Genomic DNA, 22,457 nt, shown 5'->3' on the forward strand with positions numbered 1-22,457 from the left:
TTAGTATGACAACTCAAACTACAATCAATAACGAAAAGCTATCTCCGTGGCCTTGGCAGATCGAAGAGAGCACAACTCGCTTTGATAACGCAGCAATGTCGACAATATTGAAAGACTTAAGCCTTGCTTGTTACGTCGTGAACCACCCAGAAAAAGGGTTAGGTGTTAGCCAACAAGCAGAGATTGCATCGGGCGATTCAGCAAGCTCAGCGAACAGCCAACCTGTTAGCGCCTTTGCTCCTGCACTTGGTACACAAAGCCTAGGCGACGAAGATTTTCGTCGCTGTCACGGCGTGAAATACGCTTACTATGCGGGCGCAATGGCAAACGGCATTTCATCTGAAGAGTTAGTGATTGCGCTTGGCCAAGCTGGCATTCTTTGTTCATTTGGCGCGGCGGGCTTAATCCCGTCTCGCGTTGAGCAAGCGATCAACCGTATTCAAGCAGCACTGCCAAACGGTCCTTATGCGTTTAACCTGATTCACAGCCCAAGCGAACCCGCTCTAGAGCGCGGCAGTGTAGAGCTATTTTTGAAACACAAAGTGAAAACGGTTGAGGCTTCTGCCTTCTTAGGCCTAACACCGCAGATCGTTCACTACCGTGCCGCGGGCCTTAGCCGCGATGCACAAGGTGAGATTCAGATTGGCAACAAGGTTATTGCTAAGGTAAGCCGTACTGAAGTTGCAAGTAAGTTCATGCAACCAGCTCCAGTTAAAATGCTGCAAGCTTTGGTTGATGAAGGTCGAATCACAGCAGAACAGATGGAACTGGCACAGCTGGTTCCTATGGCTGATGACATTACCGCAGAAGCCGATTCTGGTGGTCATACCGATAACCGTCCACTGGTTACCCTGCTGCCAACGATTCTTGCACTGAAAGAACAAACCCAAGCACAGTACCAATTCAAAACTCCGCTACGTGTCGGTTGTGGTGGTGGCGTAGGCACGCCTGACGCGGCTCTAGCGACGTTTAACATGGGTGCTGCTTACATTGTTACCGGTTCAATCAACCAAGCGTGTGTTGAGGCTGGCGCGAGCGAACACACACGTAAGCTGCTTTCGACAACTGAAATGGCTGACGTGACTATGGCTCCGGCAGCAGACATGTTCGAAATGGGCGTGAAACTGCAAGTGGTTAAGCGCGGCACTTTATTCCCAATGCGTGCGAACAAGTTGTATGAACTTTACACTCGCTACGACTCAATTGAAGCGATTCCAGTAGAAGAGCGTCTGAAGCTTGAGAAGCAAGTATTCCGTTCAACACTGGATGACATTTGGGCAGGGACTGTGGCGCACTTTAACGAGCGCGATCCTAAACAGATCGAGCGTGCTGAAGGTAACCCGAAACGTAAAATGGCGTTGATTTTCCGTTGGTACTTGGGTCTTTCTAGCCGTTGGTCAAACACCGGCGAACAAGGTCGTGAGATGGATTATCAAGTATGGGCTGGCCCGGCACTTGGCGCATTCAACGCATGGGCGAAAGACAGCTACCTAGATGATTACCAGCAGCGTAATGCAGTCGACCTAGCAAAACACCTAATGCACGGCGCAGCCTACTTGGCTCGTGTTAACCTGCTGACTTCGCAAGGTATCAAGCTTGATCCGGAACTAGCACGCTGGAAGCCAACGCAAAGAATGGCCTAGGCATTTCAATACAGCGGTTAATTAAGCTCAACGAATAAAAAAAGCGACCTTAACGGGTCGCTTTTCTTTGAATCATCGAAATGTCATTGCAGTCGTTGGTTATTTGATCGCTTTATTTAGCTTCTCGCCAACCACATCTAAACGCCAACCTTGCATAACATCTGGCAGCTTTTCAGGATTACGATCGTACTTCCAAATCCAGCTTAACACTTGATTAAGTTGCTTCTTCGACGCCAAAAACTCAGTCGCTAAACCACTGTGTTGCGATGCTGTTTTCACTTCATCTTTCAACACTTTGAAGAGTTGCTTGTAACCTGGGTAGTCCATTAGACGTTCTACTGGCGCAGGGTACTCTTCTTCTGGCGTATGCTCAGCTAACTTAACGATTGAACTGATTTTAGCGCCATGGCGACGTACAGAGCGGTAATCAAAACCTTCTTGCTCCATGTGCTTAGGGTCTTTCATCGCAAAACGCGCCACAGCCCATAGGTCTTGTTCTTTGAAAACAAAGTTCAGCGCTAAGTCACGCTTAATCGCTTCTTTTAAACGCCAAGTTGCTAGCGGTCTTAAAATAGCTAGCTGCTGAGGCTTTAGCTGCCACGCGCCTTTAATATCAAGGTAAGCGTTATCTGGGTTTGCTTTACGGATGCGCTTAGCCACTTGTAAATCAGACTCTTGCTGTGCCGCTTCCCACCAGCCCGCTTCCATCACTTTTTCTAGAATCTTGTTGTACATTGGCATCAAGTAGTGAACGTCTGCTGCTGCGTAGTCGAGTTGCTTTTGAGAAAGCGGACGCGCTAGCCAGTCGGTGCGAGATTCACTCTTATCTAGGTCAACGCCTACAAACTCTGAAACGAGAGCTGCAAAGCCAGTTGAAAGACCATGACCTAAGAAGGCTGCCATGATCTGCGTATCAACCATTGGCGTTGGCGTACAGCCAAATGCGTTCTGGAACACTTCTAGATCTTCGCCACACGCGTGCAAAACTTTCAGTACTGAAGTGTCTTTCAATAACCCAACAAACGGGGTCATTTCATCAAGAGCAATAGGATCAATCAGTGACAGCGTTTCACCATCAAATAACTGAATTAAGCCTAATTGAGGGTAATAGGTTCTTGTACGAACGAACTCTGTATCAAGCATAACAACATCGGCTTCACGTGCTTGTTGGCAAACTCGCTCAAGGTCTTTCACTTGGGTAATGATTTGATAATCCACAAAAACTCTCACTGATTTTACTTTGATCGCCGGATACAAAAATGCCGACATTAACTGTCGGCATTCTAACACCATTTTTCAGCGCTCGCTTAGATTAAGCGCTGCTATGGCTTATGGTGCATCATCTTCTCGTAAATGAGCTCGTTACTCGCTTGCGCGTTTAGCAAGCTCAGCATCGTTCTCTTCACGAAGCACTCGGCGTAAGATCTTACCTACATTGGTTTTTGGTAGTTCTTCACGGAACTCAATCAATTTAGGGATCTTGTAGCCCGTTAGGTGCTCACGACAGTGCGCGATAATGTCTTCTTTGGTTAGGCTCGGGTCACGTTTCACAACGTAAATCTTAACCAACTCACCTGACACTTCATGAGGTTGACCGATAGCCGCAACTTCTAACACTTTGCCATGCAGAGCCACAACATCTTCAATCTCGTTCGGGTAAACGTTGAAGCCCGACACTAGAATCATGTCTTTCTTACGGTCAACGATGTACAACAAGCCTTCATCATCAAACTTAACGATGTCACCTGTCGATAGCCAACCGTCTTGATCGATCACTTCTTTGGTCGCTTCTGGACGCTGCCAGTAACCTTGCATCACTTGAGGACCACGGACCTGCAATTCACCCACTTGGTCATTGCCAACCACTTTACCTTCATCATCAACAATACGAACTTCTGTTGATGGTACTGGCAGGCCGATTGCACCCGTATAGTCTTTCAAATCGTATGGGTTACCTGTGACCAAAGGAGCACATTCAGTTAAACCATAGCCTTCAAGTAGGTGGACACCTGTCGCTTTCTTCCATTGCTCAGCAACAGCGCGTTGAACCGCCATACCGCCGCCAACAGATAAACGCATGTTACTGAAATCCAACTCGTGGAAATCTTCGTTATTCACTAGCGCATTGAACAAGGTGTTTACGCCAGTAATCGCGGTAAACGGAACTTTTTGTAGTTCTTTAATAAAGCCAGGAATGTCACGAGGGTTAGTAATCAAAAGGTTACGACCACCCATCTCAACAAACAGTAAGCAGTTCACTGTCAATGCAAATACGTGGTAAAGCGGCAATGCCGTTACCACCAATTCACGGCCTTCTTGTAGCACAGGGCTGTATGCCCCTTTAGCTTGAAGTACGTTCGCAATCATATTGCGGTGCGTTAGAATTGCGCCCTTCGCTACACCCGTTGTACCACCTGTGTACTGTAGGAATGCGATGTCATCACCCGCCATAAACGGCTTCACATATTGAAGACGACGGCCTTTGTAAAGTGCCTTTCTGAATGAAATGGCACCCGGTAGATCGTACTTAGGCACCATACCTTTTACGTATTTCACTACGAAGTCGACAATCGTACCTTTCGCTCGTGGCAACATTTGCCCAAGGCTAGTGAGTACAACGTGTTTAACCGGAGTTTTATCAACGACTTTCTCTAGTGTGCTCGCAAAGTTAGAAACGATAACAATCGCCTTTGCGCCAGAGTCATTCAGTTGGTGTTCAAGTTCGCGAGGCGTGTACAGTGGGTTGACGTTCACAGCAATCATACCTGCACGCAGTACACCAAACAGTGCAATTGGGTATTGCAGCAAGTTTGGCATCATCAGCGCGACACGATCGCCTTTCTTCAGTTTTAGATCATTCTGCAAGTAAGCAGCAAAAGCACGACTGCGCTCTTCAAGCTTACGGAATGTCATAATCGATCCCATGTTCTCGAATGCAGGTTGGTCGGCGAACTTCTGTACCGACTGTTCAAACATTTCAATGAGAGATTGGTACTGATCTGGGTTGATCGTTTCTGGTACGTCACTTGGATAACGTGAAAGCCAAGGTTTATCCACGATGTTACTCCTCGTTTATCAGCTGACGACTGCTTCGCCGCTTTTTATCATTGCGGTATTACAGCACAGCTTTAGTGCATGAGCACTAAAAGGCTCAAACACTTGTTTAAATTTTGTTAACTACACCAAGAATTAGCTCTGAAACTAGCTCTGGGCTCTCTAAATGACAATGATGTCCGCCAGGAATCGTCTCTATATTCAGAGGACTATGCGCTGATTTGTAGCGATTATGCTGCAAATGTCGGTATCCATCATTCCCTAGGATTATTAATTGAGGGCATTCAATAGCCGCCATAATCGCTTCAGCGTGCGCCTGTGACATTCGATATAACGAGTCACATTTTAGATTAGGGTCGCATCGCCATTGCCAAGAGTTCTCAAACTCGACAATACCTCGCTCAACAATAGGAGCGATTAATTCAGCATTAATTTGGTTGGCGTGAGCTCTCAGCTTAATAGCATCCTCAAGACTTGCCAGAGGACGTGAAGGCTTTCTTCGCTGTCGAAGACGACTAAGTACCCCATCCCTCAAGCGAGAGACTGTTTCGTGGGGAGCTTCAGAAAGAGGTCCGTGACCTTCAATTTGAATTAATCCTGACACATTTTCAGGAAAGGCGGCACTATAGCAACTTGCTATCAATGCACCAAGTGAATGTCCTACCAGCACCAGTCTGTTTGGCGATAATTTGGTCACTAGCTGGTGTAAATCATCAATATAGTCGTGAAATGGGTAGTAACTCCCCGACTTATGCGACGAGAAACCGTGCCCAAAAAGATCGATCGCAACCAAGTGAGTATCTGGAGAAAGCTTAGAGACTTGCTGCATGACCTGAGTAAAACTTGCGGAATTATCTAGCCAGCCATGAATAAAAACGACCGTCGTTACGGTCGTTTGTGGGTTGCCAATCTGTTGTGTTGCAAGTGTCCCGCTCGCAAGGGAATATGACTGTTCAATCATTGATAGTATGGTGTCCCTGTCATTGGGTATGTCGAGTTAAGGTTCGACTATTGCACATCTTGAATCACACGCCCTGACTTAGGCATGGTTTGAAAACTGCGACAATGTAAACTGCGGCAAGAGTAGTAAGTTGGCGCAAAGTCATTAATAACCACTCTTTCAGTGATCTGCCATAAACGTTGATTGTAGACATTCATGACTGGGAAAGTGTAAGGGTATTCACCAACCATACCGTCTTCAGTGCTATTTGATGTGCCAACTAAAGTAACTAAACGACCCTCAGCAAAGCTCAATGGTTCAACATAGCCGTCAATGTAACCAACAAAACGTCCTTTTGGTTCGGCATCAATATCAGGCTTACCACTACTAGAGATAGGTAAGTTCACCACTTCAACACGCGTTTTATCTTTCAGATTAGTGACTTTAGCAATCACGCCACCCAAACGAACATCACCGGCATCCGGTAGTGTGTTTACCCACTCTTGGTAGTCAGTTACCACCTGTTCTGAGTTTGCATTAAGTTCTTTAGGTAAAGAGGAGCACCCCATCACCATCGTAGAGAAAGCGACAAGGAAAAATAAGCGAGATTTAGATATGAGAGAATACATAATGCAGCTCCTTAGAGCAGGATAAATGAAAACACAAAGCTAGATATAAATATCGACCCCAATTAGCTTTGCAAGTTCCTCTTTTTTAGCTTGATTCATCACATCCATATACTCCTCCATCGCACGTCGTCCGCGCCCTTCTGGAAGATCATATTGAATCTGAGCCTTGTGAATCTCAGACTCTTTGACCTGGCGAATAGAATGCGAGACAGCATTCGCAACCTTAGTTGGCTGACCAACAGAGGTCTTTGCATCGCCTTTTTTTACCTCATTCTTTTTGTTGGTTCGATTGGTTTTAGATGTATTGCCTATCGAAGAAGGAGGTAAGCCGTTGATTGAAACCATGCTTAAAGAGTTTATTACCTGACTTTAATGATTGTGTATCTAATTTTAATAACGGCTCTACAAAATAAACTGCAGAGCCAAAGTAATACGTATTTACTCGCGACCAGGCAGTTTTTTCCAAGTCACTTTATCACGTAGGTAAACCGGCTCAGACTCTTCAGCAGCAACCGCTTTGCCTTCAGCATAAGCAAATTGAGCAAGGAACGCCATGTCTTGAGCTTCTGGGAATAGCACTTCACACACTTTGGTGTTGATCGCTAGTGTGTCCATGTGCTCTGCATATGCTTCCCAACCTGTGCCTACTTTTGCCCATGTGTTGGAGTCCGCTTCAAGCTGTTCAGCCAATTCGCTTGGAGGCGTTACACATTCCGCATCGACCGCAGTCCAACGACCATCATCTTCACGGCTGTAACGAGCCCAGTAAACTTCACTCATGCGAGCATCAATTGCTGTTGCAACATGAGTTTCGCCAAATTTACGGTAGCTGCCTTGCGCCATCGCTGCCAGTGTAGACACACCGATCATCGGCAAATCAGCACCAAAAGCTAAGCCTTGAGCAATACCAATGCCAATACGTACACCCGTGAAACTGCCCGGGCCTTGGCCAAACGCGATCGCGTCGATATCGGTTAAAGCAATATTCGCTTCTTTCAGTACTTCATCAACCATAGGTAGAATTTTTTTCGTATGGTCTCGAGGTGCCTCTTCGCTACGTGCGAACACCTGGTCACCAATTACTAGTGCAACTGAACAGTTTTCAGTTGCGGTATCTACTGCAAGAATTTTCGCGCTCATTTGTGTCTCAAATATTCGTTATCTAATCTAAAATAATGGCTAAGCTCAACAATGCCAATTACTCAGCAGCGGTTGAATGGTCTTTAGCTAAGAATTCTTTAATGATCCCTAAGTCACGGGTACGTGGGATAGGCGGTAAACTCGCCAAAAACACACCACCGTAATCGCGGGTCACCAAGCGGTTATCGCAAATAATTAAAGCGCCATTGTCACGTTTATCACGTATTAATCGGCCAACACCTTGTTTCAAGGTAATCACTGCGTCTGGTAACTGTACTTGTGCAAAAGGATCACCCCCTTTTAACTTACAGTCCTCGATTCGAGCCTTAAGTAAAGGGTCATCAGGGGCTGTAAAGGGCAATTTATCGATGATAACACAGCTTAATGCGTCGCCCCTAACATCTATCCCCTCCCAGAAAGCGCCAGTAGCCACCAGCAATGCGTTACCTAATTCCATGAATTCGGCTAAGGTTTTTTGCTTACTTGTCTCACCTTGCAGCAGAACTGGAACCGAGAGCGTTTCGCGGAACCGTTCACCCAACTCTTTCATCATGCTGTGTGAGGTACATAAGAAGAAACAGCGACCTTGGTTTTGCTCAATCACAGGGGTCAGCATTCTTACTAGCTTGTCCGCTAAGCCCGGGCTATTCGGTTCTGGTAGATAGCGAGGCACGCACAAACGCGCCTGATTTGGGTAATCAAACGGGCTCGGTAGTGAAAATTGTGCTGACGGTTTTAGCCCAAGCCGTGAGGTGAAATGGTCGAAATCGTCCGACACCGCCAAAGTTGCAGAGGTAAACACCCAAGCACCCGGTTTTAGCTCAATCTTCTCATGGAATTTGTCGGCGACTGAGAGTGGCGTGATGTGCAAAGCAAAGTGTCGTGGCGTGGTGTCATACCAATACGAATAACCAGTAATCGACACGTCACATACACGTTCGATACGCGACTTAATCATGGTTGCACGCTCGAAAGCCGTGTCTAACAACTGGCTTCGACCCAATGCTAATTTCAATACATCAACGGCCAATTGCAACGCATCTTGTAAGCGAACTAACTCTCTCGCAATCGACTCTGACTTCAATGCTTCACGCCAGTTACCGCGAAAGCCCGTATCGCCAAGCACAATGCGTAGATCGGCTGACGATTGAACGAGCCTATCCCCTACTTTCTGCAGTTGGCGCATGTCTTTGGCTTCAGTTCGGTAAGCAATTTCAATGTCCTTGGCTAGCTCTTGGATCTGTCGGCTGGAAACCGATTGTCCGAAGTATTGGCTAGCGATATCGGGAAGTTGGTGCGCTTCATCGAAGATAAACACATCGGCTTCAGGTATCAGCTCACCAAACCCGGTTTCTTTGATCGCTAAATCCGCGAGAAACAAGTGGTGGTTCACTACAACAACATCAGAATCCATCGCTTTTTTACGCGCCTTCAGCACAAAGCAATCGGTGTAGCTTGGGCACTCTTTGCCTAAGCAGTTGTCGTTAGTCGAGGTAATGGTTGGAATGACCGGGCTATCTTCAGCAATATCATCACAGTCACCTAAATCGCCAGTTTGAGTCGCGGACGACCAGCTGCGCACTTTCACCAACTGAGCTAACAGCGTTGGATCGGTGTGAGTGCCATGGCTCTCGATCATTTGACGACTGAGCCTGTCCAAGCACAAATAGTTTGAACGGCCTTTGAGTAACGCAACCTGACCATAAAAACCAAGCGCATCGACCATCAATGGTAAATCTCGGTGAAACAGCTGTTCTTGAAGGTTTTTAGACCCCGTACTGATGATCGTTTTCTTACCACTCAGCAGTGCTGGCACTAGATAAGCAAACGTCTTACCTGTTCCCGTTCCCGCTTCAACGACCAATTGGCTCTGTTGTTCAATAGCCTGTGAAACCGCTTCAGCCATGTCTAGCTGAGCTTGTCGAGGTTGGAACCCAGGGATCGCTTTACCCAAAGCACCATCAGCAGAAAACGTTTTAGATATCATAGAGTACGAAGTTTAGAAAAATAGAAGGCGAATTATGGCAGGTTTAGTGAGCCGGCGCGAATCAAGAATGACTTCGCACCGGAGGTGTTTGGTTTGGGTTAAGCTACCTAGAAGGTAAGAATTGAAGAAATAAAAATCAAAGAATCGTTATTATTTTCGGCTGAGATAACGCGACAACCAAGGGGCGCCTTCAAAATGATTATCGCAAGGCTGCATGGCTTTCACTGCATCGGTTGGTGAGGTTTTACTTTCCCACATTTCATCTAGAACATTACCATCTAACTCTGTACTTCCCGCTAATGAATTCACTCGTTTGCAGTACAGTTTTTTTGCTAGTAACTCTTTATCCATAAGTATCACCTCTATTTTTGGCCAAAGCGTCAATGCCTCGGTTGAAGTTCAAATGCGTACTACGGTCAAAACTTGAAAAATGAAGCTTCTGCCTTTTTTTCTATCGAAAAACTGATATTTCTATATAAAACAATTTATCGATGCGATAAATGAGCAGCAGAATTTGTTGAAACCAACTTGATAATAGATTAATTATAACGGTGATACTGCGGCTCAGTTCACCGTTCGACGGCCTGCATTAAATTTTGAAGAATCCCGATTTCATATAATAAGTGCAACATTCATGGAAGTAAGATGCAAATGGAAAGAAAAACTTTATTAACACATTGTACTGACGCCCCAGGCCTCATCTCAAAGATCACCAACATTTGTTATAAGCACCAACTCAATATTATTCACAATAATGAGTTCGTTGATAACACAAGTGGCCACTTCTTTATGCGCACAGAGCTAGAGGGCTACTTCAATGACGAAACCTTACTCGCCGATTTAGACCAAGCCCTGCCAGAAAACACAAAACGTAAGCTGGTTGATTCATCTCGTAAGCGTGTTGTGATTCTGGTAACTAAAGAAGCACACTGCCTTGGCGATATTCTGATGAAGAACTTCGATGGCAGTTTAGATGTTGATATTGCGGCAGTAGTTGGTAACTACGATACACTGCAAAGCCTAACCGAGCGTTTTGATATCCCTTACCACCATGTTTCTCACGAAGGATTAAACCGTGAAGAGCATGAGAAGAAGATGTTGGAAGTCATTGACCAGTATGAGGCGGACTATCTAGTGCTTGCTAAATACATGCGAGTGCTGACGCCGGGGTTTGTTGAGAAGTACAACCACAAAATCATCAACATTCACCACAGTTTCTTGCCTGCATTCATTGGTGCTAAGCCATACCAGCAAGCTTACGAGCGCGGTGTGAAGATCATTGGTGCAACGGCACACTTTGTGACAAACGATCTCGATGAAGGTCCAATCATCAAGCAAGATGTTATCCCAGTGGATCACAATTTCAGCGCGAAAGACATGGCACAAGCGGGTCGTGACGTAGAGAAGAACGTGTTGAGTAAGGCTTTAAACAAAGTGATCAATGATCACGTGTTTGTTTACGGCAACAAGACCGTGATTCTGTAGATCGGAGGTTCGATTTCAGGTAAGACTTCCAGTTAGAACCCAATAAAAAACGCGCAATAGGGTTAATCCATTGCGCGTTTTTTGTATCTGATGATCTGACTAGCTTTATGAGATTCCCGACTACGCTCCTTCGTCGCTATCGGGAATGACGAATTCGGTAAGAACCTTCTAACCGTAGACTCTGACATACGCCCTCGAACGCTCAGACTGTCAGCATCTAAAGATAGACCTGGCAAACACCATCAAACACCCCGTAATTCCGACGAGCCTTGGTGAGTTCAGGAATCTATTCCCAGCAACTATCCAATCAAATTAGGCCTGTTCTGACTCAACAATCTTCTTCAAAGAGTGTGGATGCAGCTTAATGCAAATCCCTTGATGCTTGAATGCAACCGTTGGATTATTCAAACGTTCCCCCTCACCTTTCGGGCTAGAGAGTTTTATCTTAATGCCTTGATCTGCCAAATTTTCAAACTTAGCAGCGAACTGCGGGTAAGTCTCTTTAAGGTCTGCTAGATACTCATCGGCCGTTTGTGCGTGAGAAGGAATCACAAACTCTACATGCTCCCAATCTTGGCTCGGGTAAATCTTGCCTTCAGCTGGGTATGGAAGCTCTAAACATTCAATCTTCCAACCAAGGCTTTGCAATGGTTTATCGAAAGCCAACACCACAATGGGACGACCATTGATCATCGCTTCTGAAATCGTAGAGCCGTATTCAGACCATGCTTGATGTGCTGATTTCGCAAGCTCAGTTTCATTGATTCTTAATGCAATATGATCCGCTTGAGCAAAGCTTAAATCCAAACCCAGCACATTTCCGAGGTTCTCAATTTTCGTCATAAACGTATCAAGGCGTGCAATCATTTGTTGTGGTTCTAGTTCTGCTTGCTTCAGGCTCATCGTCATTGTCTATGTTCTCCAAATAATGGCAGCATGGTATCAGTTTTACTTCCAGCAACAAGCGCTGCTTTGACAAAAAACACTCAAAAAGTACCGTGTCTTACTTTCCTAAATAGACAAACTTGGCTTGGTCAAAGTTGATTGTCAAAAACCCCTCAGGAAATGTTAATTTTCTATCAATTCGACCTATAAGAAAGCCCACAAAATTGGTATGATTAACGCCATTTTTGTGAACTTAAACAGAGTCTGTTGTTCATTTCAGCATTAAATCGTTAACTAGAAGCATAATTAGCCAAATTTAATGCCCACGAAATAACGGCTACTCTTATTCATCCTTGAATTGAAGGAAACGCGTGTGAATATCCAAGCACTGATTAATGACAAAGTATCTCAGGCTCTAGAAGCCGCTGGCGCACCTGCAGGCTCTCCTGCGGCTGTCCGTCAATCTGCAAAACCACAATTTGGTGACTACCAAGCAAACGGCATTATGGGTGTTGCTAAACGACTAGGCACTAACCCTCGAGAATTTGCTCAAAAAGTATTGGACGTTCTAAACCTAGACGGTATCGCTTCTAAAGTTGAAATCGCAGGTCCAGGTTTCCTAAACATCTTCCTAGATGAAACGTTCCTGGCACAACAAGCAGACGCAGCGCTTGCTGACTCTCGCCTTGGTGTTTCAGCCGCAGAAGCACAAACGATTGTTGCTGACTACTCAGCTCCAAACGTTGCAAAAGAAATGCACGTAGGCCACTTACGTTCAACGATCATCGGTGATGCTGTTGTTCGTACACTTGAGTTCTTAGGTCACAAAGTTATCCGTGCTAACCACATTGGTGACTGGGGTACTCAATTCGGTATGCTTATCGCAAACCTTGAGCGCATCCAAGCTGAAACTGGTGAAGTTTCAATGGAACTGTCAGATCTTGAGCAGTTCTACCGTGAATCTAAAAAGCTTTACGACGAAGACGAAGAATTCGCTGTGAAAGCTCGTGGCTACGTAGTGAAACTGCAAGGTGGCGACGCATACTGTGCTGAAATGTGGAAAAAGCTTGTTGACGTAACCATGGTTCAAAACCAACGTAACTACGATCGCCTGAACGTATCACTAACACGTGATGATGTGATGGGTGAAAGTATGTACAACCATATGCTTTCAAACATCGTTTCTGACCTACAAACACAAGGTCTAGCAAAAGAGTCTGACGGCGCACAAGTTGTATTCCTAGACGAATACAAAAACAAAGATGGCGACCCTATGGGCGTTATCGTGCAAAAACGTGACGGTGGCTTCCTATACACCACCACCGATATTGCCTGTGCTAAATATCGTTTTGAAGAACTGGGCGCAGATCGCGTACTTTACTTCATCGACTCTCGTCAGCACCAACACCTAATGCAAGCTTGGACTATCGTTCGTAAAGCGGGTTATGTTCCTGAGTCTGTATCTCTTGAGCACCACGCGTTCGGCATGATGCTAGGTAAAGATGGTAAGCCATTTAAAACTCGTGCTGGCGGTACAGTGCGTCTTGCTGACCTTCTGGACGAAGCAGAAGTACGTGCAACTCAGCTGATTGAATCTAAAAACCCTGAGCTAGCAGAAGACGAGAAGAAAACCATTGCGAACACAGTAGCAATGGCAGCAGTTAAATACGCAGACCTTTCTAAGCACCGTACCACTGATTACGTGTTCGACTGGGAAAACATGCTGGCATTTGAAGGCAACACAGCACCGTACATGCAGTACGCATACACTCGTGTCGCTTCAATCTTTGCTAAAGCAGGCATTTCTATGGACTCTCTAGAAGGTGAAATCAAAATCACTGAAGAGAAAGAGAAAGCCCTTATCGCGAAACTTCTACAATTTGAAGAAGCGGTACAGTCTGTTGCTCGTGAAGGTCAACCACACATCATGTGTAGCTACCTGTTCGAACTTGCTGGTCAATTCTCTAGCTTCTACGAAGCATGCCCTATCCTTGTGGCTGAAGATGAAACCGTTAAACAGAGCCGCCTGAAGCTTGCTGCACTGACAGCTAAGACTATCAAGCAAGGTCTGTCGCTTCTAGGTATCGAAACTCTAGAGCGTATGTAATCCCCTTCGGGTTACAATGAATAAATACAAAGGTTGATGTGAGAGCATCAACCTTTTGTTTTATCTAACGTATACTGAATTCAAGAAATCGAAATGGATAATAATAATGAGCTTTGAACTTCACCCACAGTTAGCAAAAGACACCACGCTTATTGGCGAATTTCCACTAAGCTTGGCGCTGCTAAGCAAAGACAGTGCAGTGCCTTGGGTTATCTTGGTACCCAAACGCGCCAACCTAAAAGAGTTGCACCATCTACCAATGAAAGAACAACAGCAGTTCTTGCTTGAGTCTCAAGCGGTAAGCCAAGCATTAGAAGCGACATTCCAACCAGACAAATTAAACCTAGGCGCGCTAGGTAACATGGTGCCACAACTGCACATTCACCATATTGCGCGTTTCAAAAATGACATCGCATGGCCAGGACCAGTATGGGGAAACACTAAAGGTGAGCAGCGTACGGAAGAAGAACAAGCTGCAATCCATACTCGTATCCAAAACGTTTTGTCGCTGAGTTCTATCTTCAAGAAGGCGTAATTTGAGTTGGTCTCATTGAGCTTTAAAACAAGACAGTTCAGATAAGACACATAACAAAAAGCCGCTCACCTAAAATAGGTGAGCGGCTTTTTTATTGTCTAATCTCGTCGCTTTCAACGAGAGTATGAGACCTGAACTACATCATCACATTCAGTGACAAACCATCTTGTTTGCTGATGGTGTAGCGAATACGTGTTGTATGGCCATGCTTATTGGTGTCGACCAAGCGAGATATCTTGCCTTTCTTGACCCACACTCCCAGCATAGCATCGATACCGTCTTCACTTACCCCAAACTTAGATGCAAGCTCACTACGAGCAGCAACACCTTCGTTATCAATGTATTGATGAAGTTCAGTTAAAATCATACTACTTGCACCTCAAGTGCTTTTTGCTTACTGCCGATTTTCTTGAAGATGCGATACGTCACCACAAAACCACCAGCAATTGCCACCATCCACACAGCACTACTTACTGGGTGTACAGCGAAGTTTGCTGCTTGGTAATAGAAGGTCGCACCGAAGTAACCAAGTGCCATTGTCCAAACTGCGATGAAGCGGGCAAACGTCTGACCAAATTCACGAACATAAGCACCCATCGCTGCCACACAAGGTGTGTAAAGCAAGATTAGGATTAAGTAAGCAAACGCAGCGTGGCCTGATACAAACTTATCTTTCAAGTTACCAAAGATCGAAGTATCAACCTCTTGATCAGCAGCCACAGAACTAGAGTCAGACAAGTCACCAACTTCAATTCCTAATGGATCTGAATAGCTCAAACCAGCAAGGTTTTCAGGAATGGTCATTACAGCTTCTTCTAAACTTGCCGCTAGATCAAACTCAGCCGCTTCTTCATCAGAAGGTGTAGTGTATAAGCTATTTAGCGTACCAACCACAGCTTCTTTCGCAAAAATACCGGTAATGATACCAACCGTTGCAGGCCAGTTCTCTTCAGTAATTCCAATCGGTTGGAACACTGGAGTTACAACTTGAGCCGCTTTAGATAGCACAGAACTTTCACTGTCTTCGTTACCAAAACTGCCGTCCATACCTAATGAATTCAAGAAACTCAGAATTGCCACAACCATTACAATGGTTTTACCTGCGCCAAGCACGAAACGTTTCAGCTTCTGCCAAGTTTTCAGCATCACGTTTTGCACGGTCGGCAATTCGTAATCCGGCATTTCCATAACCAAGCTATCGCTGCTACCAGGATAGATAGTATTTTTAAGGAACAAGCCCGTAAACACAGAAGCCAGAATACCCATGATGTACAGAGCGAACACAACGTTTTGTCCAGCACCAGGAAAGAATGCAGCAGCAAACAGTGCGTATACAGGTAGACGAGCACCACATGACATAAACGGTGCCATTGATGCGGCGAGTTTACGTTCGCGCTCTTGGTCAAGAGTACGAGTTGCCATGATAGAAGGTACGTTACAGCCAAAACCCAGAACAAGTGGTACAAATGCTTTGCCCGGTAAGCCAATCTTCTGCATCACTTTATCCAGTACAAATGCGGCACGCGCCATGTAGCCTGAACTTTCTAGTACCGCTAAGAATAGGTAAAGAGCAGCGATTACCGGAATAAAGGTCGCAACCGTTTGGATACCGCCACCAATACCATCAGCAAGAACGGTGACTAGCCAAACCGGTAAGTGACCATCTAATAAGTGATGTCCGCCATCAACTAATATTGCGCCAACACCAATATCGAAGAAGTCGATAAACGCGCTACCGATATTGATAGAGAACATAAACATTAGGTACATGATGACGAAGAAGAAAGGAATCCCGACCCATTTATTCAAAATGAATTGATCGGCTTTCTCTGTGAAATTACGGCTCAGTTTGCCTTCGCTGCGACGAACTCGTTTACAAAGTTCATGTAAGAAAGTGTATTTAGCGTCAGCAACAGCAAGATCAATATCGAAATCGGCACCAAGACGCACACTATCAATTTGAGTGCGAGTTTGTGGGGCCAAACCATTCAATACCAAGTAATCATTTTCTAAAGCACGAATCGCTAGCGCTCGGTGAGATACGTCAGCATCATCAAATTGTGAATCAACAGAAGGAATAAGAGCTTCTAACGCGGCATCGTAATCAATAGAGATAGGATCAAGACTCACCCCTTGAACCAGAAGCTTATGCAAACGCTCTTTAAAACGAACCACTTGCCCTTTATCGTTTGCTGACAAGCTTAGAACCGGGCAACCTAGCTCTTTTTCTAGAGCCTTAAGATTAATCACCTGACGCTCACGCTTTAATACATCCATTTTGTTCAATACAACGATCATTGGGCGACCCAACTCTCGCAATTGTAATGTCATGTATAAGCTTCTTTCCAAACAGCTAGCATCAACAACATTGATGATCACGTCCGCTGGGTGAGTAAGCACGGCGCGTGATGCAATCGACTCATCGATACTGTTTGCATCATTGCCACTGTCTAGTGCATAAATGCCTGGTAAATCCGTTAACTGAAATTGATCACCAGCGTGCGAATATAAACCGGTTTTCTTTTCTACGGTCACACCAACCCAGTTACCAACGTGCTGTTTTGCGCCAGTTAATGCGTTAAATAATGTTGTTTTACCACTATTAGGGTTACCAACAGTAAGAACTTGATAATCCATTTAGATAACCTCGATTTGTTCTGCAATGCTTTCACGAATGGCTATAGAAACACCTCTCACTTCAACTTGAAGCGGATCACCCATAGGTGCACGACGGATAAGTGTCACCTCGGTTTTTGGCAACATGCCCATAACCATTAGTTTTTTTCTAACGTCTGGTGTTAAACCTGTAAGTGCAACAATAGAAGCCGCTTTTCCTTGCTCTAGTTGTGAGAGTTTCATAAGTACCCAGTTCGAGATTGATAATGAGAAAGATTGTTATTACCGACATAATACACGCACATACCCACAATTCTATTGTGTGAAATCAATGTTTTCGAAAATACACTCTCGTAAATTTCGTTAAAAACGTTTACGTCAAAAACGTCACTTTCAACAATTAGTGGGGACTACCTTACTAGTACGCGTCAACCAGAAAACAATAAGACAATAATAATCAACAACTTATAATAATGTCGGTTTTCTCACAGTCATCTGTCGTTAATTTTATAAGCAAAACAAGTCGCTACCCGTATAGTTACTCCATCGAAGAGAAACTCTTTCTCTTTAATTTTATTCCAGAGGTGATGTGGCTTGCCATATCACTCCGGCAGCAAGCGAAGGTGTCATTGGCACCCGTGGTATAGTCCCCCCGGCTATACCACGATATTTTTTTTCTTCCTTTTGTTTTAACCCAAAAACCTTTTTAAACTCCCCCAACTATCGTTATATCTCGTATCTCGTATCTCGTATCTCGTATCTCGTATCTCGTATCTCGTATCTCGTATCTCGTATCTCGTATCTCGTAGAAGCATAAAAAAGCCCCAACACGAATGTCGAGGCTCAAAGTATCTTTATCTATATTGTTACTGGACGTCCCTAGCTCACTGCTCTTCGTTGTTTTCAGCAAACTTAGATGGCGACATGCCAAAGTGATGTTTAAACCTTTGACTGAAATAGGAAGGGTCATTGAAACCAGAATCAAACGCGACGTCTGAAATCCTCTCTCCCGCAAGTAGCCGCTCGCACGCATGCTCCAAACGTACTTCATTCAAATGCTCTTTAAAGGTCTTGTTATAAGCCGATTTAAAACGTCTCTGTAAGCTTCTCTCTGACATGAACAAGTACTTAGCAGCATTTGCAGTACTGAACTCTGCATCGGCGTAGTTTTCACTTACAAGCTGTGACACTCTGTTTTTCCACTCTTGCTCAGCACTTAACCTTTGTTGCTCCGTCGCTGAAACTGTAAGTTTAATGGTCTCAATCTGTTCAATTGTGCTAGCTTCCAAATTATCTAACACTTGATATTCAATCGGCCACGAAAGCTGCACCTTATTTTGAGAGTCCGAGACAAAAGCATTCAGTTCACCACCGCTCTGGTTCATCAATAATGGCAACTTTTCGATGTTTAGGTCGGTCGATTTTCCAGTATTGTCATTAATGCTTGAAGTCAATTTAGGGAAAGGCATTCCATGGTCTCGGATCGTCACAACAAGGTGCCCTTTAACCTCTTCAACCAATACCACCATACTCTGTGACTTAAAATTTCTCTTAATGATGCTAGCGACTAGACTGTTGAAAATAATATCAAGATTAAAATACAGCAAGGAGACGTGTCGTTGTTTAGTGTCAACTTTAATATCCAGTTCAATACCAGCTTTGGCTAAATCGTCCTGCCAAGCTTTGAGTACAGCTTCTAAGATTAAAATTATATCGTAACAAACCTTTCCCTTCCCTTGTGGCGTGTTACTCAACTGAGCCAAGCCATTTTTCAATGTCAATATTGGCGACTTACCTTGTTCATCATTCCAATTTGGGATCATAGCTGCGATATGATTAACTTCAGAAGAGAGTTCATTAGCAGTATGTGTGACAAGAGCACTCTTAACTGACAACTGTTTTTTAAGCTGTTGATTAGTCGTTAGTAGTATTCGGCTTTGATGCCTCAGTTGATCTGTCTTTAATGCAACTTGCGCCTTTAAGTGCCTGTTGGCGAAAGTGACGTAACGTGATCGCCAAAAAACCAAAGCAGTCACTACACAGATAAGTAATATAAGAGAGCTTGCTGCTGCCCAATTACTCAGATACCAAGGTTCCGCAATAGAGAAGCTTTGGTTCGTTGACGTAAAGCGATAATGGGAGTCCTTAACGGGTTTCACTTCCAACGTATAGTCCCCAGGAAGAAGGTGATCGAGTGTTAGTACCCCCCCTTCAAACTCACTCCAAGGTTCATTGTCGCTTAGTCGATACTCCATTGCAGGCGTGTATGTCGCTGGTAAAATTCCAATCTTAAAACCGATTGATGAGCCATAAGGAATTTCATCTAAATCAGCCGTCTTGCCACCAAGTGATACTATCTGATGGTCGACACTTATCTTGCTCAGCAATGCACGGCTATGAGGTGTTGTTGATACCAATAGCTCATTAGCTAATGCACTCACCACGCCATATCTTGAGCCGAAGATAAGCCTAGTAGACTGGCTACCTTCGCTGTAAAACGGAGCACACGCACCTGCAGCCAATTCATTGGTGATCAAGCCAAATGGTGAGCCGATATGTTTATGCAGTTGCCCATCCAATCCGTAATAGCTAATACCTTTCGAAGAGCCTAACCACATCCCATTATCGTCGCTAATTAAACATTTAGGACTGATATTTTCCTCAACAAGAGTGACCTCTTGAATAATAGAACTGTTATTAGGGATTCGATACACACCATAGCTACTCGCAAACCACTGGGATCCATCTTTTGCTTTTTCAATATCGACCACTTTGCCAAGCCGCTCGCTTGAATGACTAAAGCTAATTCTCTCATCAAGAAAAGAGTAGAATCCGTGATCAGTACCAACATAAATACGACCTTGTAAACCTATATTGAGAGCGGTGATCTTTGCTGGCAAAAATTTATCAACTAACCAGTCGGTGCCATAACTGGTCAACTTATTGGTTTCGATAGATAACGAATAAAGGTTTTGTCCCGAGGTCATCCAAAGCATGTTATCCGCTTCAAATGCAAAGTTTTCAACGGGTACACCTTCAATCGCTCTTGGTAGATCGACCTTTTCAGCCTCTAACGTATCAGTATTGAAACTAAGAATACCTTCTGCAGTCGCCAACCAAATTGAAGAACCAAAGATCTCAAAATCCTGTACTGGGTTAGAGTAAACACGAACGGGGTTATCTTCACTTTGAGAATCAACCAAATAGAGCCCCCTGGAAGAAGCAACCCAAGACAGTTGATCGCGAACAAGCTGTACTTTGTTTATCACCACACTACTCGAATGCATCCCCATTCCCGTTAATGGCGTTCTTGAGAATGTCCTGCTGAACAGTGAAAAGTATCGAATTCCGTTATTGGTCGCGACCCACATTCCACCAGCATGGTCGTTAATTAACGAATATATTTTTTCACCCGGTAACGAAAAGTCTTGATTATCGGCTTGTTCAAATCGTGTAATTTTCCCTGTAATAAAGTTGTAGCTGATAAGACCATGCTCAGTCCCAATCCAGTATTGATCGGTTGTTTCAGCGAGAGAAAGAACATGCGAACCACGCACCCACCTTTCTTTCTTAGGATTTGCAAGATCTATAATCACTGCACCATTCAATGTACCAATGACTAACTCACGTCTTGCCATCGAAAAATACAGCGTCTCTATATGATTTTTTTCTGATGCACCGATATGAGTAAATTCTTGGCTATCAGAAAGGTACACTCCGGAACTGGTCGCAAGCACCCATTTTGACAGCACCCGCTCAGCATCGTTAATCGCAATATCGCTGCTATTGTTATGCCGATACAATTTTAGAAGCGAGTAAGTGCTAAATTCTAAAGATTGAGTATTGTACGTATAGAAATTACTGCCATCTGTAACCCAAATATAATCACCGGAAGCACCGATATTCGCGATCTCAGCCCCTGGGCTTAAACTAAATGCAAGTGCGTTGCCGATTCCTGGGCTATGTCGGTACACCTCATTATCAAAGAAAGTCCAAAACTCATCGTTAAGAAACGCGACTTTCTCTGAAGAAAATTGCAAAAGGCTACCTTTTCGAGGGAATAGGGTTCTGCCATCATAAAAAAGTATTTTTCCATGCACATCATGAACCCAGAGTCCGCCACCTTCACCTAAGTACAGATTTTTTGCCGCAAGGAAGTTCCCTTGTGCTTGAACGGGCAAAGGGTAGAAAACGGAGGGTGATGTATTTACCGCAAGAACGCTAAATGAAATGCTCATTAAGATGAACATTTTGAAAATAATTCGATACAACTTTTAATCCTGAACAGCAACAACACATGAAATATTGGTTCTCACAACGCTTGTTGCTGATTAACCAAAAAGTGAGTTTTTTTGTGCTTATTATTATCTTTCTATTTTAGCTGAAATTGACAAAGGAGAAAGGAGGTTTGATATTTGTTGGAAGGTTTTATCTTAGCGGTCACGAAAATGCCGCAAAAAGCGGCATGATTCATCAATTAACGAGAGCAAAGTGTCGTAAAGAATACTCAATATTGATTACATTCCACTTAAGCAACTTGTGTAACTATCTGTAAGCTGCTGAAGAAAATCAAAATAGCTTCCACTCTTCACTTCAACCTGCGAACCGACAGGATCAAGTTGCCCTTGTTTAGCGTTACTTCCACGAGTCACCGATTCAATCACCGCTGGTGTAAATTGAGGCTCTGAAAATACGCATTGAACATTTTCACGCACCAAAGTCTTCTTGATAGCTATCAGACTTTTTGCGCCAGGTTTACGCTCAGGGCTAACCGTAAAGTGACCTAGATTATTCAACTTAAATTCTTGTTCGAAGTAGCCATACGCGTCATGGAATACGTAGTAGCCTTTGTCTTTCACTGGCGCGAGTTGTTCATGAATCGCCTGCTGTTTCTCTTTCAAAGCAATCAAGAATGAATCTAGGTTCTCTTGATACGCCATGGCGTTATCAGAGTCTGACTCAATTAGCTTAGCTGAGATATATTTTGCCGCTACCTCGACTTGATCGATACCCAACCAAAAATGCGGGTCATGGCTACCATGGTTGTGCCCTTCATGAGCATCGTGGTCTTCATGTCCAAACTCTCTCAAGTTAATCCCCGGAATCTCACTGATCTTGATAACGTTTTCTTTAGAACCAATCACCTTGGTCAAAAAAGCTTCTAGGTCAGGGCCAAACCAGATCACCATATCGGCACTATGAACTTTTTTGACATCTGATGGCTTAAGCGCATAATCGTGCGGCGAAGCATTGCTGTTCATCAACACATCCGGTTCACTAACGCCCTGCGTTAATTCTGTCACAATCATTTGAATTGGTTTGAAGCTTGTTAGAATAGTATTGGCACTTGCAACACTTGGCGCTAAAAGCAAAGTAGCAAGTATAAAAGATGAACGTGACATAATTCCTCGTTAATAGAAAAGTAGCTTAGGCTTG

The 22,457-nt window shown here is 44.3% G+C and carries 18 protein-coding genes; 4 read left to right on the plus strand and 14 right to left on the minus strand.

Annotation, left to right across the window (positions count from 1 at the left end; translation table 11 throughout):
- The first annotated feature begins 5 nt into the window (after positions 1-5).
- On the plus strand, positions 6-1,643 hold the full coding sequence (pfaD, locus tag MED222_RS09770) for an eicosapentaenoate synthase subunit PfaD (RefSeq protein WP_009847297.1): 1,638 nt from the start codon (positions 6-8) through the stop codon (positions 1,641-1,643).
- A 99-nt stretch (positions 1,644-1,742) separates the two neighbouring features.
- Here the strand turns inward: pfaD and rnd are convergent, their stop codons facing one another.
- From rnd to MED222_RS09730, 8 genes are all read right to left on the minus strand, one after another.
- Positions 1,743-2,861 (minus strand): ribonuclease D, encoded by a 1,119-nt coding sequence (rnd, locus tag MED222_RS09765; RefSeq protein WP_032555277.1) that lies wholly within the window; start codon positions 2,859-2,861, stop codon positions 1,743-1,745.
- A gap of 144 nt (positions 2,862-3,005) precedes the next feature.
- A complete protein-coding gene (gene fadD, locus MED222_RS09760; protein ID WP_009847299.1) occupies positions 3,006-4,700 on the minus strand; it encodes a long-chain-fatty-acid--CoA ligase FadD in 1,695 nt (564 codons plus the stop codon).
- 106 nt (positions 4,701-4,806) lie between these two features.
- Positions 4,807-5,658, minus strand: coding sequence for an alpha/beta fold hydrolase (locus MED222_RS09755; RefSeq protein ID WP_009847300.1), 852 nt, complete (start codon positions 5,656-5,658; stop codon positions 4,807-4,809).
- A 47-nt stretch (positions 5,659-5,705) separates the two neighbouring features.
- Positions 5,706-6,266, minus strand: a complete 561-nt coding sequence (locus MED222_RS09750) for a Slp family lipoprotein (protein WP_009847301.1) — start codon at positions 6,264-6,266, stop codon at positions 5,706-5,708.
- 39 nt (positions 6,267-6,305) lie between these two features.
- Positions 6,306-6,611 (minus strand): hypothetical protein, encoded by a 306-nt coding sequence (locus MED222_RS09745; RefSeq protein ID WP_009847302.1) that lies wholly within the window; start codon positions 6,609-6,611, stop codon positions 6,306-6,308.
- A 93-nt stretch (positions 6,612-6,704) separates the two neighbouring features.
- Complete coding sequence (tsaB, locus tag MED222_RS09740; RefSeq protein WP_009847303.1) at positions 6,705-7,406, minus strand: tRNA (adenosine(37)-N6)-threonylcarbamoyltransferase complex dimerization subunit type 1 TsaB; 702 nt, start codon at positions 7,404-7,406, stop codon at positions 6,705-6,707.
- Positions 7,407-7,464: 58 nt separating this feature from the next.
- On the minus strand, positions 7,465-9,393 hold the full coding sequence (locus MED222_RS09735) for an ATP-dependent DNA helicase (protein ID WP_009847304.1): 1,929 nt from the start codon (positions 9,391-9,393) through the stop codon (positions 7,465-7,467).
- A 150-nt stretch (positions 9,394-9,543) separates the two neighbouring features.
- Positions 9,544-9,744 (minus strand): hypothetical protein, encoded by a 201-nt coding sequence (locus MED222_RS09730; protein WP_009847305.1) that lies wholly within the window; start codon positions 9,742-9,744, stop codon positions 9,544-9,546.
- Between the two features lie 300 nt (positions 9,745-10,044).
- Between MED222_RS09730 and purU the strand changes: the two genes are divergently transcribed.
- Complete coding sequence (purU, locus tag MED222_RS09725) at positions 10,045-10,878, plus strand: formyltetrahydrofolate deformylase (protein WP_012604522.1); 834 nt, start codon at positions 10,045-10,047, stop codon at positions 10,876-10,878.
- Between the two features lie 312 nt (positions 10,879-11,190).
- On the opposite strand, the gene MED222_RS09720 is transcribed toward purU, so the two are convergent.
- Positions 11,191-11,787, minus strand: coding sequence for a VOC family protein (locus tag MED222_RS09720; protein WP_009847307.1), 597 nt, complete (start codon positions 11,785-11,787; stop codon positions 11,191-11,193).
- Between the two features lie 349 nt (positions 11,788-12,136).
- Here MED222_RS09720 and argS point away from each other — a divergent pair, with 349 nt between their 5' ends.
- Positions 12,137-13,870 (plus strand): arginine--tRNA ligase, encoded by a 1,734-nt coding sequence (argS, locus tag MED222_RS09715; protein WP_009847308.1) that lies wholly within the window; start codon positions 12,137-12,139, stop codon positions 13,868-13,870.
- Between the two features lie 106 nt (positions 13,871-13,976).
- The gene (locus MED222_RS09710; protein ID WP_009847309.1) at positions 13,977-14,405 is read left to right on the plus strand and encodes an HIT family protein; all 429 of its coding nucleotides are present in this window, start codon (positions 13,977-13,979) and stop codon (positions 14,403-14,405) included.
- Between the two features lie 136 nt (positions 14,406-14,541).
- On the opposite strand, the gene MED222_RS09705 is transcribed toward MED222_RS09710, so the two are convergent.
- The 5 genes from MED222_RS09705 to znuA all read right to left on the minus strand — a co-directional run bounded on the left by MED222_RS09705 (position 14,542) and on the right by znuA (position 22,423).
- A complete protein-coding gene (locus MED222_RS09705) occupies positions 14,542-14,772 on the minus strand; it encodes a FeoC-like transcriptional regulator (RefSeq protein ID WP_009847310.1) in 231 nt (76 codons plus the stop codon).
- On the minus strand, positions 14,769-17,042 hold the full coding sequence (gene feoB, locus MED222_RS09700; RefSeq protein ID WP_009847311.1) for a Fe(2+) transporter permease subunit FeoB: 2,274 nt from the start codon (positions 17,040-17,042) through the stop codon (positions 14,769-14,771). Before feoB ends, MED222_RS09705 begins: the two co-directional genes overlap by 4 nt.
- Complete coding sequence (locus MED222_RS22520) at positions 17,043-17,264, minus strand: FeoA family protein (protein ID WP_004734203.1); 222 nt, start codon at positions 17,262-17,264, stop codon at positions 17,043-17,045.
- 641 nt (positions 17,265-17,905) lie between these two features.
- Positions 17,906-21,292 carry a helix-turn-helix domain-containing protein gene (locus MED222_RS09690; RefSeq protein WP_032555261.1) on the minus strand — a complete coding sequence of 1,129 codons (3,387 nt, stop codon included), beginning with the start codon at positions 21,290-21,292 and terminating at the stop codon, positions 17,906-17,908.
- A 246-nt stretch (positions 21,293-21,538) separates the two neighbouring features.
- Positions 21,539-22,423, minus strand: coding sequence for a zinc ABC transporter substrate-binding protein ZnuA (gene znuA, locus MED222_RS09685; RefSeq protein ID WP_009847313.1), 885 nt, complete (start codon positions 22,421-22,423; stop codon positions 21,539-21,541).
- Positions 22,424-22,457 lie beyond the last annotated feature (34 nt).

Origin of the sequence: Vibrio sp. MED222 (assembly GCF_000153005.1) — a bacterium.
Classification (GTDB): domain Bacteria; phylum Pseudomonadota; class Gammaproteobacteria; order Enterobacterales; family Vibrionaceae; genus Vibrio; species Vibrio tasmaniensis_A.

Coding starts and splice junctions, on each gene's coding strand:
- pfaD (WP_009847297.1), top strand. CDS start 6: ATGACAACTCAAACTACAATCAATAACGAAAAGCTATCTCCGTGGCCT.
- MED222_RS09755 (WP_009847300.1), bottom strand. CDS start 5,658: ATGATTGAACAGTCATATTCCCTTGCGAGCGGGACACTTGCAACACAA.
- MED222_RS09750 (WP_009847301.1), bottom strand. CDS start 6,266: ATGTATTCTCTCATATCTAAATCTCGCTTATTTTTCCTTGTCGCTTTC.
- MED222_RS09745 (WP_009847302.1), bottom strand. CDS start 6,611: ATGGTTTCAATCAACGGCTTACCTCCTTCTTCGATAGGCAATACATCT.
- tsaB (WP_009847303.1), bottom strand. CDS start 7,406: ATGAGCGCGAAAATTCTTGCAGTAGATACCGCAACTGAAAACTGTTCA.
- MED222_RS09735 (WP_009847304.1), bottom strand. CDS start 9,393: ATGATATCTAAAACGTTTTCTGCTGATGGTGCTTTGGGTAAAGCGATC.
- MED222_RS09730 (WP_009847305.1), bottom strand. CDS start 9,744: ATGGATAAAGAGTTACTAGCAAAAAAACTGTACTGCAAACGAGTGAAT.
- purU (WP_012604522.1), top strand. CDS start 10,045: ATGGAAAGAAAAACTTTATTAACACATTGTACTGACGCCCCAGGCCTC.
- MED222_RS09720 (WP_009847307.1), bottom strand. CDS start 11,787: ATGACGATGAGCCTGAAGCAAGCAGAACTAGAACCACAACAAATGATT.
- MED222_RS09710 (WP_009847309.1), top strand. CDS start 13,977: ATGAGCTTTGAACTTCACCCACAGTTAGCAAAAGACACCACGCTTATT.
- MED222_RS09705 (WP_009847310.1), bottom strand. CDS start 14,772: ATGATTTTAACTGAACTTCATCAATACATTGATAACGAAGGTGTTGCT.
- feoB (WP_009847311.1), bottom strand. CDS start 17,042: ATGGATTATCAAGTTCTTACTGTTGGTAACCCTAATAGTGGTAAAACA.
- MED222_RS22520 (WP_004734203.1), bottom strand. CDS start 17,264: ATGAAACTCTCACAACTAGAGCAAGGAAAAGCGGCTTCTATTGTTGCA.
- znuA (WP_009847313.1), bottom strand. CDS start 22,423: ATGTCACGTTCATCTTTTATACTTGCTACTTTGCTTTTAGCGCCAAGT.